At 38.1% G+C, this 16,119-nt stretch carries 13 protein-coding genes and 1 pseudogene; 6 read left to right on the forward strand and 8 right to left on the reverse strand.

The genetic code is table 11. The annotated features are described in order from the left end of the window. Window positions 1-78 precede the first annotated feature (78 nt). On the forward strand, window positions 79-714 hold the full coding sequence (locus AWM71_RS02400; RefSeq protein WP_060776496.1) for a YigZ family protein: 636 nt from the start codon (window positions 79-81) through the stop codon (window positions 712-714). A 103-nt stretch (window positions 715-817) separates the two neighbouring features. Here the strand turns inward: AWM71_RS02400 and abc-f are convergent, their stop codons facing one another. The 5 genes and pseudogenes from abc-f to AWM71_RS02425 form a co-directional block, all read right to left on the reverse strand. Further along, a complete protein-coding gene (gene abc-f / locus AWM71_RS02405; RefSeq protein WP_060776497.1) occupies window positions 818-2,398 on the reverse strand; it encodes a ribosomal protection-like ABC-F family protein in 1,581 nt (526 codons plus the stop codon). A 496-nt stretch (window positions 2,399-2,894) separates the two neighbouring features. After that, on the reverse strand, window positions 2,895-3,257 hold the full coding sequence (locus tag AWM71_RS02410; protein WP_060776498.1) for a MerR family transcriptional regulator: 363 nt from the start codon (window positions 3,255-3,257) through the stop codon (window positions 2,895-2,897). 175 nt (window positions 3,258-3,432) lie between these two features. Continuing rightward, window positions 3,433-4,467: pseudogene (locus AWM71_RS02415) on the reverse strand (branched-chain amino acid aminotransferase); the annotation flags it as partial. Window positions 4,468-4,591: 124 nt separating this feature from the next. Continuing rightward, window positions 4,592-5,125, reverse strand: coding sequence for a peptide-methionine (S)-S-oxide reductase MsrA (msrA, locus tag AWM71_RS02420; RefSeq protein ID WP_060776500.1), 534 nt, complete (start codon window positions 5,123-5,125; stop codon window positions 4,592-4,594). Window positions 5,126-5,294: 169 nt separating this feature from the next. After that, window positions 5,295-7,835 (reverse strand): amidase family protein, encoded by a 2,541-nt coding sequence (locus AWM71_RS02425; protein ID WP_060776501.1) that lies wholly within the window; start codon window positions 7,833-7,835, stop codon window positions 5,295-5,297. Window positions 7,836-8,129: 294 nt separating this feature from the next. Here AWM71_RS02425 and AWM71_RS02430 point away from each other — a divergent pair, with 294 nt between their 5' ends. After that, window positions 8,130-9,593, forward strand: a complete 1,464-nt coding sequence (locus AWM71_RS02430; protein WP_060776502.1) for an amidase family protein — start codon at window positions 8,130-8,132, stop codon at window positions 9,591-9,593. A gap of 94 nt (window positions 9,594-9,687) precedes the next feature. On the opposite strand, the gene AWM71_RS02435 is transcribed toward AWM71_RS02430, so the two are convergent. The 3 genes from AWM71_RS02435 to AWM71_RS02445 all read right to left on the reverse strand — a co-directional run bounded on the left by AWM71_RS02435 (window position 9,688) and on the right by AWM71_RS02445 (window position 12,151). Beyond that, window positions 9,688-10,620, reverse strand: coding sequence for a nitronate monooxygenase (locus AWM71_RS02435; protein ID WP_060776503.1), 933 nt, complete (start codon window positions 10,618-10,620; stop codon window positions 9,688-9,690). Between the two features lie 120 nt (window positions 10,621-10,740). Continuing rightward, entirely contained in the window at window positions 10,741-11,433 is a 693-nt protein-coding gene (locus AWM71_RS02440) for an HAD family hydrolase (protein WP_060776504.1), read from the reverse strand. A 49-nt stretch (window positions 11,434-11,482) separates the two neighbouring features. After that, window positions 11,483-12,151 carry a fructose-6-phosphate aldolase gene (locus AWM71_RS02445; protein ID WP_060777436.1) on the reverse strand — a complete coding sequence of 223 codons (669 nt, stop codon included), beginning with the start codon at window positions 12,149-12,151 and terminating at the stop codon, window positions 11,483-11,485. A gap of 254 nt (window positions 12,152-12,405) precedes the next feature. Between AWM71_RS02445 and AWM71_RS02450 the strand changes: the two genes are divergently transcribed. From AWM71_RS02450 to srlA, 4 genes are read left to right on the forward strand one after another with little or no spacing between them, the layout of a single operon-like run. Continuing rightward, window positions 12,406-13,206, forward strand: coding sequence for an SDR family oxidoreductase (locus AWM71_RS02450; protein ID WP_060776505.1), 801 nt, complete (start codon window positions 12,406-12,408; stop codon window positions 13,204-13,206). 14 nt (window positions 13,207-13,220) lie between these two features. Then, a complete protein-coding gene (locus AWM71_RS02455; protein WP_060776506.1) occupies window positions 13,221-15,077 on the forward strand; it encodes a BglG family transcription antiterminator in 1,857 nt (618 codons plus the stop codon). Continuing rightward, window positions 15,074-15,556 (forward strand): transcriptional regulator GutM, encoded by a 483-nt coding sequence (locus tag AWM71_RS02460; RefSeq protein ID WP_060776507.1) that lies wholly within the window; start codon window positions 15,074-15,076, stop codon window positions 15,554-15,556. Before AWM71_RS02455 ends, AWM71_RS02460 begins: the two co-directional genes overlap by 4 nt. 2 nt (window positions 15,557-15,558) lie before the next feature. Beyond that, a complete protein-coding gene (gene srlA / locus AWM71_RS02465; RefSeq protein WP_060776508.1) occupies window positions 15,559-16,104 on the forward strand; it encodes a PTS glucitol/sorbitol transporter subunit IIC in 546 nt (181 codons plus the stop codon). Window positions 16,105-16,119 lie beyond the last annotated feature (15 nt).

The raw sequence follows: 16,119 nt of genomic DNA on the forward strand, positions 1-16,119 counted from the left end.
TCACTCTTTCTCCTAGTATTTCCCCTTAAAATTAGCTAAAATGACTTATAACACTTAGGAAGCGTTAAGGAGGATATTATGATTGAATATCGAACCATACGAACAGCTACTAGTCATGAAATTGTCATCAAAAAATCACGATTCATCTGCAACATAAGCCAAGCTTTCACTAAAGAAGAAGCGGAAGATTTTATCTCCAAAATTAGTAAGCAGCACTACAAGGCCACTCATAATTGTGTAGCTTATCAAATCGGCAATCATAACGAAGAACAAAAAGCCATAGACAACGGTGAGCCTTCTGGAACAGCTGGTATTCCCATGTTAGAAGTTCTCAAACAAAACGACCTCAAAAACGTCGTCTGTGTGGTTACGCGCTACTTTGGAGGTATCAAATTAGGAACAGGGGGGCTCGTCCGCGCTTACAGCCACTCTGTTAGCGAAACAGTCAAATCTATCGGCATCATCGAGCGCTGTCTCCGTATTCCTCTCTCCCTACAAGTCGACTACACTTTAAGTGGAAAAGTCGACTACTGGATCGCTAACTCTTCCTATTCCCTCACAAACACCAACTATCTTGAAAAAGTAACCTATACTTTAGACATTCCTCCTAAAGAACTCGATCAAGTAAAACTCGACTTAACCAACCTTACAAACGCTCATGTTACTTTCACAATAGGACAAGAGCATTATGTGGATCTTGCAGTATCCATATAAATACTTACTTTAAGTTTTCTTTTATAAAAGTATCTCCCCCTTAAAGATACAAATAAAAAATCGGCGGATTTTCACTAGTAAAATTCACCGATTTTATTCTCTTCTACTTTTCTAATTTCTGTTTCATCAGCCGCTCATATTCCTTTAAAAGTTGCTGCCTTTCATATTCCGAAGTGACCTCTGAAATCCGATTACTAATCGCAATTAATCTGAAATCAAGGGGATTGGACTCAAGAGACTTATTTTTATCCTCATATTGCTTCCAGTTCCCCTTAAATTTCAAAATTTTTTGTTCTTCGATAATAAGTAAGGTATCCGCTATCCGATTAACAAATGCGCTATCATGTGTAACAAATAGTAGAGGGCGATCATAGCCTGTTAGTAAATCTTCCAAAGCTTCAAGTGACCTCATATCCAGCTTGTTTGTGGGTTCATCCATAATTAAATAATTAAAATCACTCGTCAACAGCTTCGCAAGTTTAACTTTCGCTTTCTCGCATTCACTAAGGATCTCCACCTTCTTAGAAAGATCCTCTGTTTTAAATCCTAATCGTGCCAATACCCGCCTAGTCATCGTTTGATCATAGATAGAAGTCTCTCGCACATTTGTTAGAATAGTTTGAGCCAAATTTAAGCTTTCGTTTAATTGACTATAGTAGCCTATTTTCAAAAGCGGATGTGTCCAAACTTCTTGGTTAAAAATCATTTGAAGTAAAGTTGTTTTTCCGGAGCCGTTCTCGCCTAATAAAGCTACCTTACTGCCATTTTCTATTTCAAATTTAGCTTTATTAAAAATCATTTGATTATCAAAGTGTTTACTGAGATCTTCTGCTTTAAGAAGTATCTTAGCATGTATTTTTTTATTTTCCCCCACTGTTAGCCTAATCAATTTTTCTTCTTGAGGTTTGCACTTTACCTCCAAGCGGTCCAGTCTAGAAGTTACTGCTTTTGCTTGTTTATCCAGTTTTTTCTTATTTTGTTGTCCTCCCATCTTGTGAAGCCTAGCTTCTGAATTTCCCATACGTTTCGGCGTCGTTTGTATCTTCATTGATTGAACCTTTATCCGCTGCGCAAGATTCGTTAACCTTCTTTTTTCAGAAATATAAGTATCATATTCTCTTTGAATAAATTTTTGACGCTTTCTTTTTTCTTCAAGATAGAAAAAATAATCGCCATTAAAGACTTCCAACTCTCCATGTGACAATTCAAAAATCTTAGTACAGGTTTTGGCAATAAAATTCCGATCGTGAGACGCCAAAAGAAAACCTACGTTCCGTTTTTTCAATTCCTTCATTAATGTTTCTTTTCGAGGCATATCTAAATAATTGGTAGGTTCATCCATCAAAAGAAACGACTGTCTATCCTTTAAAAGACGACTGATTCTCAACCACTGATATTCTCCCGGACTCAATGTATTTCTGACTATTTCATCCTCGTTTGAATAATCTCTGCTCGACGTCCACTCAATATCCGAATTTCCGAGCCAACAATTAATCTTAATTTTCCTTTGAATATATCCCTCATAATCATTATCTCTACCTGCTAAAATTTTCAAAAAAGTCGTTTTTCCTTCTCCATTATTTCCAATGAGACCGATTTTTTCATTAGCATGGATATGAAGTCTATTAATAGTCAACAAATTTCTCGTACCTATTGTCTTTAGTAATGAATCGATATGTATCATAAATCCTCCTTTATCGCATTCGAGAGGATTTACCCTCTCTATTAGTTACAATAAAATTTATTGATTACCATCTTCCTATACCTCCAATTCTCTTTAGAAATCAACTTTATTATACTAAAAAAACATTAAACGGTAAAAATTCTACCTAGCACATACTTTTTATCAACAGCTTATAATAACTATACATGACATTCGCTTTCTTCTTCCACAGAATTCTGTTCCTTCTTAACATATATCCCCATTTTTTTATATAAATTCGGATTTTCTCCAAAAGCACATCCATTTATTCACATTTTTTCAACAAACTATTCACACTTTCCACAGGGTTATCCACAAATCCCTTTGTTTTCCTCTTTTTAGACGTGAATAACTTTTACTCAAAATAAAAATTCCCAAAGTTCTGGCTTCTTCTATGTTTTCTTCCAACCTTTCAGTTGATTCAAACAAAGTTTGAAGAAAATTCCAAAACTTTGGGATTTATTAAAAAGTTTCTTTTTTAAAATCGAGGGTATTCTCCTGGGGCACTCTCAAAACCACCAGCAGCCAAAAATTCATTATACAAAATTCTTCGAACATCCTCTTCCGTTAATTGTTGGGTATCCTGCTTAGTATCCTTGGATCGGTTATAAAAACGATGAATAGCTTGAATACTAAAGCCTTCCGCCAAATAATCCTTAATCTCCAACAGTCGATCGACATCGTTTAAAGAATACATTCTTCGATTAGTTTCTGTCCGTTGAGGCGCCACTAATTTTTGTTCCTCATAATAACGGATTTGCCTAGCTGTTAAGTCGGTCAATTTCATCACGGTCCCAATAGGAAATACTGCTTTAGATCGTCTTAATTGCTTTTCTCTCATCTTTGTCCTCCTCCCAAGTTAAATCACCATAAATATGTTACATTATCTAACATACAAAGTCAACAATTTCCCATAAGGAGCTCAAAATTTCTCTTATCAGTTATTGTAAACTTCCCATAGAATAAAAAGCCCTCGATTAATTCAAGGGCTTTGTCCAATTAAACAATTTATTATCTTATTCCACTGGGAAAATCCAACCTTCTGGAGCTTCAATATCTCCGTATTGAATACCTACTAATTCATTATACAAACATTGTGTAATCGGTCCAACTTCTGTTTCAGAATAGAAGTAAAATGTTTTATCTCCATGATCAATTCTGGAAATTGGAGAAATAACTGCAGCAGTACCCATCGCTCCCGCTTCTGCAAAGCGATCAAGTTCATCTACATACACATCTCCCTCTTCGACTTCTAACCCTAATCGTTCTTTTGCTAAATAGAGTAAGGAATATTTCGTAATTGAAGGAAGAATGGATGGAGATTTTGGTGTGATAAATTTATTGGTTTCCTTCTCAATCCCATAGAAGTTAGCAGAGCCAATTTCTTCAACTTTAGTATGGGTAGCAGGGTCTAAGTAAACGACATCTCCGTAACCTTCAGCATGCGCATGTTGACCTGGAAGAAGAGAGCCTCCATAGTTTCCCCCAACTTTTGAAGCCCCTGTTCCAAAAGGAGCCGCACGGTCATATTTGGAGGTTACAAATGGCATAGGTGCCAAACCATTTCGATAATAAGGGCCTACAGGCATACAGAATACTGTAAAAATATATTCCGGTGCAGGAGAAACCCCAATATTATCGCCAACCCCTATTAATAATGGACGAATATATAAAGAAGCACCACTTCCATAAGGTGGGACATAATCTGCATTCGCTTGAACCGTCTTTTTCACTGCTTCAATAAATTTTTCTACAGGATATTCTGGCATTAATAACCGTTTAGCAGAATTCACTAAACGTTGCGCATTTTGATCAACACGGAATAACTGAATTTGCCCAGTCTTTGTTCGATAAGCTTTAAGTCCTTCAAAAGCCTCTTGCCCATAATGTAGACTCGTTGAGCCTTCAGAAATCAAAAACTTTTTGCCTTCTTCTAATCCTTCTTTGTACCATTCGCCATCTTTCCAATAAGCACGCCAACGATAAGGCAATTCCATATAAGCGAACCCTAATTGGTCCCAATCAATATTTACTGACATTACAATGCTCCTCTCATTATTTTTATTTTCATTTCATCAAGCACCTAACTTCATGTTACCGACTGGATGATTAAAAATATGATACGCTATTATTTACCATTTGTAAACGATTTTTGAAAGAATAGCGAGACAATTCTTATTTTTTCCAATTTTGGGCAATAAACTGATCTCTTCCAGAGCCCCTTCGATAATTATTATAGTGGTTTGGATTTTTCTGATAAAAATTCTGGTGATAATCTTCTGCCGGATAAAAAGTTTGTGCAGGTTCAACGGTTGTCACGATCGGTTGATCAAACCGATCACTTGCTTCAAGTGCTTGTTTAGATGCTCTGGCCAAACGTTCTTGTTCTTCATTATGATAATAAATAACCGGACGATAAGATGAACCTCGATCCGCAAATTGCCCCATAGCATCTGTAGGGTCTGTCTGTTGCCAATAAATTGTTAATAACTCTTGATAGGACATTTGGTCAGGATCATAAGTAATTTGTATCGCTTCGGTATGTCCAGTTTTTCCTGTACAAACTTCCTCATAGGTTGGATTCTCTACATGTCCCCCTGTATAACCAGACACTACTTTTAAAATACCCGGCAATTGATCAAAGGGATGAACCATACACCAAAAACATCCACCTGAAAAAGTCGCTAAAGATTTTTTTTGCTCAGTCATCAAATCAACCTCCCTTAAGTTTTCTACTATTATAAAGAGTATCCGTCTTAATGTAAAAACATTATTTTGTTTTTTTAAGCTTTTCCATAATAGTTGTCAAATAATAGCTGTCAAATATTAAAAAACGACTCTTCGCCCTAAAAAGGATCCGAGTCGCTCTTATTAAATTCTAAAGTTTCTTCTTATTAATTAAAGCTACACTATAGCTTGCCACAGCAAGAACTCCTGTTGCTCCAGTGACAACCACTATCCATTTCTTTTTCCCATTCCATCCATCTGTAGTTTCTTCAGAATTCTTCGTCTTTGAACTTCCAACCTCCTCTGGGGAAGAAGAAGTGGTAGATTCATCCTTATGACTTTCTTCAGTATTTTTTTCAAGATCTTTCTTTTCTGAAGAAGTGGAATCTGTATCAACTAATGGCACATTTGAGGGATTAATTGTAACTATAGATCCTAGATGAGCTCTTCCTTGGCGGTTTCTTACTGTAAAAGTGCGGGCAGAAATTGCGCCTAAATTCTGATTTTGTATTGGATGCCATTCCTCTGTGTGCTCCAGTTGCGAATTTGTCGTTAGCTCTGTGGCCGACATTGAAGTTAGCTCATGAGTTTGTTCCGACTTTTGTTCTGGAGTTGATACTGAATTTTCTTCAGTTTTAGGCTCCAACGTAGAGTCTAATTTTAGATCTAAAGTTGGCATAGGTTTCATATCTGGGCTTGGTACTGGTGTCGGTTCTGGCTTCGGCCTTGGACTTGGTACCGGTGTTGGCTCTGGCTTCGGCCTTGGACTTGGTACCGGTGTTGGTTCTGGCTTCGGCCTTGGACTTGGTACCGGTGTTGGCTCTGGCTTCGGCCTTGGACTTGGTACCGGTGTTGGTTCTGGCTTCGGCCTTGGACTTGGTACCGGTGTTGGTTCTGGCTTTGGCCTTGGTTTAGGTTCGACCTTTAATGTCTGAGATTCCTTATCTAATCGGAACTGCCCCTTGCTTTCAAATAGACGTCCTAAATTGAGAAGGGTCAGATCGCTTCCTTTAGTACTTTGGAATTGAATACCTAAAGGTAATCCCTCTTTGGTTACAAAAGTAGGTAAACTAATAGCTGGTTCTCCTGATAAATTTGCTAACTGCGTAAACGGCGTTTTGGCTAATCCATGGAACCAAGCATCGTTAATTAATTGAAGACGTTCTTCAAAAGTCGGTAATTCATCAATTTTTCTAAGTTTTGCTTGCCATTCTGGTAAAATGGCAGGATCTGTATTCAGCGGCGCAGCAGTGGCTGTCGTTGGCGTTAAATAAATCGGGTATTTCTCATGAAAGTCCTTCATTTGCTTAGCGATAATTGCTAATTCTGTATTCCAAGCTTGTTTAATGTTTTTTGGGGCTTTCACAGAAGCTCGGTAAAGTGCATAAACCAGCAGACTCACCTTTTGATCATCTACATCTTTTATGCTTAAATTATGTCTTTCTTTTTGTGGTAAATGATTATTAAAAATAAAGTTAGCAACAGATCCATTGGATACCGCATGAGCAAAATAAGCTTTCATTAAAGCTTTTCCATCCACAGGAGCCGCTTGTTCGACCACTTGGAAACCTTCTTTTTTCAAAAAGTCCACTGCCTGTAATACAGCTTGTTTGGCTTCGGCAGAGACAGGTGTCCCCACAGGCGAAGTGAGACTGTAGGCAATTGGGAATTCCTTCAAAACTTCTACTTGCTTGTCTTCCTGAGCAACGCCCTTTTTAGCGAGTCCCTTAAATAAAGTTTCTAAATCTTGGGTCGACCGACCAAGAGCAAAGTTAACCACACCAATATTATCAGAATCCTTAGAAATAGCTCCTTGCGTTGGTTTTAAGCCGACAAGTCCTGACCAAGAAGCAGGTATTCGCAAAGACCCCCCTGCGTCATTCCCAGTTGCTAAAGGCATCCAACCTACAGCAACAGCGGCCGCCGCTCCTCCTGAGGAACCTCCTGGGTTATGGTCTAAATTCCAAGGGTTCTTGGCAGGGCCATAAAGAATAGAATTCGTAATATTTAACAAGCCCATTTCTGGCGCATTAGTCGATCCCATGATCACAAATCCTAACTCCTGCAAGCGTTGAACAAATAGACCTGTGCGTCGAGAAGGCTTGAAATTCTTATCAAAAGGTAATCCATTGTTATTAGGGAACCCTCGATAAGGCTGAATAAGCATCTTCACTAAAATAGGGACTCCGTAGAAAGGCATCGTACTCTTATCCTTTTTCTTCAGATTCTCTATTTGATCAGCGATATCTTCCGGCGTATTCTCATAAATCACACTATTTAAAGTTGGGTTCTCCTTTTTTATCCGCTGGTAAACATATATGGCTAAATCTTCCGGCTTCATTTGGCCAGTTTTGACAAGATTAGCCCACTCCAAAGCACTCTTTTTCTCTGTTAAAATCTTGATTTTCTGACTGTTTGTCTGTGGAGTATTAAACTCAGATTGAATCTGCTTGTCTTCTTTTTTAGGAAGAACTTGTTTTTTCTTATTAACGATAACTTTCGTCAGTTGTTTTTCTGGTTCTTTCTTTGGCTTTTGGCCATCAAGTGAATGAACTGATGTCACTTGTGCCTTAGTTGGCTCTGAAGAAGGAATGGTTTGTGCATAAAAGACATTTCCTTGACTCATGAATACCGTTAATAACAATCCACTGGTTAAACCTAAACGAAGAAGAGAATGACTTCGTTTTTTCATTATTTGCTTTCCACTTCCTTTACTTGAGCGAACATCTATAAAGACTGACAACAATTTTATTTTTTCTTTTCCCCACCTCCTAATCTTTTTCCGCATTTCATCCTACTCGGAAAGCGCTTCCTAGTCAATAATAACTTACCAATTAACCTTACTTTTTATTGATCACACACATATTTCTATCATGTATATACAAAAATCGATCTTTTTAAACAGTTCGCAGATCTTTAACTTTTTCTCTCCCAATAAAGCTGATACAATATCAGTAAATTCCCCTGTAGAAAGGAAATGCTACTTATGATTTCATTCAAAGCCCACAATTCTGATGCTACTGCCTTAGCCCACCGTATCCAAAAGGGCGACATTTCTCCCATAGAAGCTGTCGAAGAGTGTTTCAAACGTTTGCCTGATCTTCAAAAGAAAACAAACGCCCTCACCTATCTTGATAAAGAAGGTGCAAAAAATTATATTCATCATCACTTACCTAAAAAAGCCCCCTTCAGAGGTGTGCCTATTCTTTTAAAAGGCCTTGGTCATGCCTTTAAGGGATACCCTTCTACCGCAGGATCACGTCTTCTCAAAGATGCTCACTATCCTCAAACTGATTTCTTTACTCAGAGCCTCTTAGATGCCGGATTTGTTCCTATCGGCCAAACCAACGTCCCTGAATTTGGATTAAAATATATCAGCGACTCTGCCCTCTTTGGTCCTGTTAAAAATCCAATGAATCCAGCCTACTACGCGGGTGGCTCTAGCGGTGGCTCTGCCGCTGCCGTCAAATCGGGAATGGTTGCGATAGCTTCCGCTTCAGATGGAGGAGGTTCTATCCGTATTCCCGCTTCATTCTGCGGATTAGTCGGTTTAAAACCTACCAGAGGACGCACAGCTACGGGGCCCACTTCCTTTAGAGGATGGGAAGGTGCAGCCATTCACTTCGTTCTCGCCAAGTCCGTTCGTGATACCGCATCTGCTCTTCTCGCTCTTCAACGACAACAAGACGCTTCTCCTTTTCAAGTCCCTCTTCTCCAAGAGAAAGACTTCGACCAGGCTTTTGACGCCTTGCACACTTTAACCATTGCCTACTCAACAGAATCCCCCTTAGGAGAAAAAGTATCTGATGAAGCCATTTTAGCCGTTGAAAAAACAGCAGAAGCTCTCTCAAAATTAGGCTTTAATGTCAAAAGAGCTACCCCCAAAATTGATGGGAAGACCTTACTCAAAGGCTACTACCTCATGAACGCCGCAGAGATGCAAGCTGAATTTCAAAGTATGGAAGAAGCCTTCCAATCCCCTATCCATGTGGGAGAAGTCGAACCCATCTCTTATGGACTTGCACAACTCGGAAAAGAAATTAAAGCCTTTGAATATCCTAAAATTTTTAATCAATGGGATCAGGCAGCTTACGCCATGTCACTCTTTCATAAAGATTTCGATCTCTTTTTACAGCCTACTACAATGTCTCCAGCACCCGCCTTATCTGATACACTTTATCAAGAAAAAGATCTTGAAGATCTGACTAAATGGTCACAGACAGGAAATCGTGAGCAACTCTTTGCTACGCTTTACTCACTCTTCTCAACCGGACACCTTACTGCTTCTTGGCCATTTATTTACAATTTAACAGGACAACCTGCACTTACTCTTCCTCTTCATAATTGTGCAAACGGTCTGCCACTCGGCGTGATGTTTTCCGCACCAAAAGGTAGGGAAGATCTCCTATTAGCTCTAGCCGCTTTCTTAGAGAATAACGATCTCTTTTAAGTTGTAAGGAATCTCAATTTTTGTACAAAAAACGCACAGAGAATAGATTTTCAAGTCTATCCTCTGTGCGTTTTTAAATGTTATGTATTTTTAATTAGAAGGCAGAAAGATTATTCAAAACTTCTTTGGCTTCTGTAACAACGCTTTCGATAATTTCTTTCACTGGACGAATAGCTGTCACATTCCCTGCGACTTGTCCAATCGTAACGATACCTTCTTCAGTATCTCCTTTGGTCAATGCTTTAACAAGAGCTCCTAAATTCAATTTTTCAAATTCATCTCGGCTCAAACCACCCTTAATTTGATCTGCTAATTCTTTAACCGCATCACTCTTAATCAAACGAACAGGTGCTCCAATTTCACGGCCAATAACTACCGTATCCGTTAATTGACAATTCACAATAGCTTCTTTATATTCTTGTGCAATTGGTGCTTCTTGGCTCGCACAAAATACAGTTCCCATTTGAACACCTTGAGCGCCTAAAGCAAAGGCTGCTGCCAAACCACGTCCATCACAAATTCCACCTGCAATAACAACTGGAATATTGACAGCTTGGATAACGGCACGTGCTAAAGGAAGAGTAGTTACTTCGCCCACGTGACCTCCTGCTTCAGTTCCCTCGCAAACGACAGCGTCTGCGCCAGCATCTTCTACTTTTTGGGCTTGATGTGCATTCGCAACCACAGGAATCACCATAATACCAGCTTCTTTTAAAAGTTCAATAAATGGCACAGGGTTCCCTGCTCCTGTCGTCACAATTTTCACGTTTTCTTCTACAACTACCTTAAGAACCTCTTCTGTCCGATGAGATAAAAGCATGACATTCACAGCGAATGGTTTAGAGGTTATTTGGCGAATTTGGTGAATTTGATCACGAACCCATTTCCCATCACGACCTGCAGTTGCAAGAATACCCAAACCGCCAGCCTCAGAAACAGCTCCTACTAGAGGCGCTTCAGCAACCGCTGCCATAGAACCTTGGAAAATAGGATACTTCACACCTACGACGTCACAAATTGATTTCATATTCTTCACTCTTTCTGATTATATATGTGTTATTTTTCGCTCTTATTATGCGCTGTAAACATTTGAATGTAAAAGAACTTTTTATTTGTTCAATCTATTCCGAAGCGGTTATGGATTGCTTTATCTTTCCTTTAAATAGTCCACTAACTCCTTTGCACTAGCAAAAGTTCCTCCATTTAAGGGATGATCAACGTACTTTTTCTCTTCATCTGTAAGATCGCATTCCGGCAAAAAATAAGTTCGTAAACCTGCATGAACAGCACTTAACAAACCCGTCACTGAATCTTCTACCGCGCAAGCTTCCTCTGCTGCAACTTTTAATTTTTCCAAAGCTTTCTGATAAATATCCGGCTGGGGTTTCCCTCTTTGAACTTGGTCCCCATAAACCACCACTTCAAAGTATTGCAAAAGTTGACTCGCTTCTAATTCGGATAAACCACGTTTTTGATAAGACGAAGTCGCTACACCTAAATGTACCCCTCTATCTTTTAGAAAATTCAACAAAGTTAAAATATGAGATTTCACGCGAATAGCCCCTTTGGCAATTGCTTGATCAAAATAAGCGTCTCTTTTCGCTCTTGCCTCTAACATCTTTTCCTCGTCTCCTCCTAACCAAGATTGAACAAGGCTATTATTGTCCGTTCGGGTGTGCCCTCTCAATTGATTGAGCTGTTCTTCTGTCACTTGAACCCCGTATTCAGCTAATACTGTGTGCCATCCCTGATGATAAATCTTCTCCGTATCCACCAAGGTGCCATCTAAATCAAAAATCACTGCTTTTGGCAGTTGATAACCTTTATTTTTCCCATCCATCTTTGTTTCTTCTCCAGCTCATTCAACTTTGTAATAAAACACATCTCGACTAAAAAATCTGTCGACCATAGACGTCTTCCCAATCTTTTGAGAAATCTCTAACCGCCTCTTGTACATTAGCGTGTCCCAAAAGCTTATCTACAACTCCTTCACCTAAAGTTACCCACTCTGCTCCAGCTGACAAAGTCTTTGTTACTTGGCTAACATTTTTGAAAGAAGCAGCTAAAATTTTTGTTTCCAAGCCACTTCTCTCTAACTGTCCATTTAACCAATAAATCGTTTCATAAGGATCTATTCCTAAATTTTCCATGCGATTAATATACGGAGCAAGAAATTCTGCCCCCATTTCTGCAGCAAGTAAAGCCTGCATATCCGTATAGATAGCCGTTGCCGTAATACGAATCCCTTCTCGTGTGAGCCTTTTTATGGCTTTCAATCCATCTTTCGTAACTGGAACTTTTACGCACACTCGGTCATTAATATTTTCTACAATTCGATGAGCATCGTCCAAAATGCCTTGATAATCATTAGCAATAACTTGTACATGTAAATCTTTATCTCTTCCAATAATTTCCTGTAACCTCTTGAGGTGTTGAATAGGCTCTACTCCTCCCTCTTTCTTCAAAATACTTGGATTGGTAGTCACTCCTTCAACAGGTAAATATTCAATGTACTCTTTTACTTTTTCTATATTAGCAGTATCTAATACTAGTTTCATCATTTTGTCCTTTCTATATCATAAATTCTCTAAACTATAAACCAATAATAAAAAGCTCCCTTGACATTTATATCACAGACTTCTTTTCCTATTTACCCTATCAAAAAATGATACCGCTATCAAGCGTGTCCAAGGAATTTTAAGTCGCTCTCAAAATTTCCTGTATTAATTTCAATAAACAGCTTTTTTATACTAAAATTGTAATCGAAAACGTATACGCCTCGATTCAACAAAATGAAAGGTGGATTTTAATTATGGAAGATTGGTTAGGTATTAAGGGCCGTGTAGTCATTGTCACAGGTGCATCATCAGGAATCGGAGCTTCTGTTGTCCAAGAATTGTTGGATGATGGTTGCCGAGTAGCAAATTTTGATATTAAGGATAACGGACTTGTTCATGAAAATTATCTTTTTCTTCAAACCGATGTTTCTTCACGCGAAAATGTTGAAGCTTCTGTTCAAAAAGTAGTAGATGAATGGGGAAGTGTAGATGCCTTAGTCAATAATGCTGGTATTAATGTTCCTCGCTTATTAGTTGATCCTAAAGATCCTAAAGGGAAATATGAATTAGCTGATAACATCTTTGATAAAATGGTAGCTATTAATCAGAAGGGCGTATTCCTTCTTGCTCAAACTGTTGCTCGTATTTTAGTGAATAAACGCCAAGGGGTTATCATCAATATGTGCTCAGAATCTGGTCTTGAAGGTTCTGAAGGGCAAAGTCCTTACGCAGGGTCAAAAGCTGCCGTTTATTCTTATACCCGCTCTTGGGCAAAAGAACTTGGCAAGCATAACGTTCGTGTAGTAGGTGTTGCCCCTGGGATTTTAGAAGAAACCGGCTTGCGAACCCTTGCGTATGAAGAAGCGCTTTCCTACACACGTGGAAAAACAGTGGAACAATTACGAGCAGGCTACGCAAGTACTACCACTACCCCTCTTGGTCGAAGCGGAAAATTAACAGAAGTCAGTGATTTAGTGGCTTACCTAGTTTCCGATCGGTCAAGTTATATTACTGGAACGACTATTAATATTGCTGGAGGGAAAACTAGAGGATAATAAGGAGAGATCTTATGGCACTTGTTGATCGTTTATATGATATATTGAATATTTTGCAAGTTCATTCTTCTATTTCTCAACAAGAACTTGAAAATAGCTTACAAACAAGTCGCCAAACCCTCCGTAAACAAATTCAATTATTAAATCAAGAAATGAGTGATATTGCTTCGATAGTCTTAGAAAATCGGAAATATAAATTAATTATTCAAGACTACGATGCGTTTGAGCAAATTGCTAATGGAGCTTTAAAACAAGGAACAGACTTTAACTCGACAAATAAGCGGCAAGCTTATATTTTAAAGCAACTTGTTGAAAGTTATACTCCTGTTTTAATCGATGATTTAGCCAGCCAAGTCATGGTGAGTCGAGGCACAATAAATAATGATATTAACCAATTGCGCAAAGTATTAGAAGTCTATAAACTTTCTGTTATTGGGACTCCTAATCGAGGCCTAGAACTTCAAGGTTATGAATTAGATATTCGAACAGCCTACATTAATATTGTGCTTTCCTATTTTAACTGCCAAAATCTGAAGTTAACAGATAAGCAAGTGATCCTCAAAAACTCACCCACCCCACAAACTTCTATTTTTACAAAGTCTTTATTAATAAAAGCTGTATATACAACCGTTCTTCGCATTAAGCAGGGACATCATTTTGAAGAAGACATTCCTTACTACCACAATTTTATTGAAAAAAATATTGAATTTGAAAATTTTATTGCCAGTCTAGAAGTTCACTTCAATCTTACTTTTAGTCATTACGAAATTACTTATCTTGCTTTTCCTTTTAATATTTATAATCGCTATATGATTAATACAAATGATTACGATCAAGATTTTTTATATCATCTTTTTCAACAAATGTTGAGATATATTAATCAAAAATTAGGTTTAACTATTCCTACACATCCTCTTTTTGAAGACCTTGAACAGCATCTTATCTATCTAATTCATCGTCTCATTTTTAGGATTCCTTCTCGGGACTTATTTCTTCAAGAAATCAAGCAACGGTATCCGCTATCTTTTGAAATCGCAAAACTAAGTGCTCATATTCTTAGCAAAGAACTCCATCGTGAGATTCCAGAAATTGAAATTTCTTATTTAGCTCTTTATTTTGAAATGGCACTCAGCAAACGTGTCGCGCCAGAAAAAAGGAAAATTGCCGTTGTTTGCCATACAGGATTAGGAACAGCAGAAATCATAAAGAATCAACTGCAACGAATTCTAGGGCCGAGTGTTCAACTCATTTCCATGACTAATGAAAATATTTCTCAATGCGACGTCAAAGAATTCTTTGCTGTTTTTTCTACACTTCCTTTGGATCAAAAGAATTATCAAATTCCTGTTATTCAAATTAATACACTTTTTGATGAAGAATATATTCGCTTACAATGGAAGAATCTTGCTAAACATCATCCCTTATCAAATGATCAACTGACAATCATTCTCATTCCTCTCCATGAGGTATCCGATTATAAGTCTTGTTTATCAATAATGTGTCAACAGTTATATGATAAAGGACTCATTGCCAAAAATTTTGCTGAAAAGATTTTTCAACGAGAAGCTCTAAGCCCCACTATTTTTGATAACGGTGTTGCTATGCCACATGCTATGAACAATCATAAAAACAAAACCGTTTTGGCAATCGGTCAATTGCACCCCGCTTTAAAAACAACTGCCCATTCAGTAGAACTCATTTTCATGTTAGCTATTCCAGAACTTGAGCAAGAGACTACGAATGAAGTTCTTGTCCAAGTTTACGAATTCATTTTTAGCGCCGCTAATCACCTCAATAAGCGACATAAATTACTCCAAACAACCAGTTCAAAGGAGTTATTACATATTATTCAGAAAGGAAAATATTTATGAGTTTTATTTACTTATTTGCTGGAATGGCTTTGGCAGCTTTTTTGTGTCAATCCCTATTCGGTTACTACCAAATTAAACATTTTAATCATGTTTATCAGGTTTTAAGGCAAAAAGGAAGGGTAGCTATTGGGAGAAGAGCAGGTAAAATCCAAGCAGGAACCATTGTCATGTTTGCAATTGACGATACAGGGAAAATTTTAGATGCGCGTCTGATGCAAGGCATTTCGGTGATTGCACGTTTTAAAACCTTACCTGATTACATCGGCGAAGATTTAAATTTTATTGACCGTTATCATCCTCTGGTTCAAAAGGAAAACAAATTAACGCAATTAGCCATGGAAAACGCGCGCGAAATTTATTTGCGTGTTGAAATGGGAAATTACGAAGAAGAGCCTTCGCTTTCTCCTTTGCAAAAACTTTCTCAAGGCTTATCTCAGGTCACTACAAAAATTGAAAATAAAATTAAAGGACGTGAATAATTATGGACTTTGTTGTTAAATTTGCTGAAGGCTTCATTAAGTTATTCCAAACAGGTGCAACGACCTTCATTAGCTGGATGGGCTCCATCGTTCCTCTTGTCTTAATGTTGATGGTTGCTATGAACGCCTTCATTAAGCTTTTAGGTGAAGATAAAGTAACTGCCCTAGCTAAAGTAGCATCTAAAAATGCTGTGACACGTTACATGATTTTACCGTTTGTTTCTGCGTTTATGTTAGGGAATCCAATGTCTATGACTATGGGAAGATTTTTGCCTGAATTTTATAAACCTGGGTTCATTGCAGCACAAATGCAATTTTGCCATACTTCAAATGGTATTTTCCCACATATTAATCCTGGAGAACTCTTCGTTTGGTTAGGAATTGCACAAGGTATTCAAACACTCGGCCTTAACCAAATGGAACTCGCAATCCGTTATCTTTTAGTTGGTTTAGTGATGAACTTCGTTGGCGGATGGACAACAGACTTTATTACAGCAACAGTCTGCAAACAACAAGGCATCACATTGTCTAAAACTGTTGACGAATAATAAGGAGTGAATAAC

It is taken from the genome of Aerococcus christensenii, assembly GCF_001543105.1.
GTDB classification, from domain to species: Bacteria; Bacillota; Bacilli; order Lactobacillales; family Aerococcaceae; genus Aerococcus; species Aerococcus christensenii.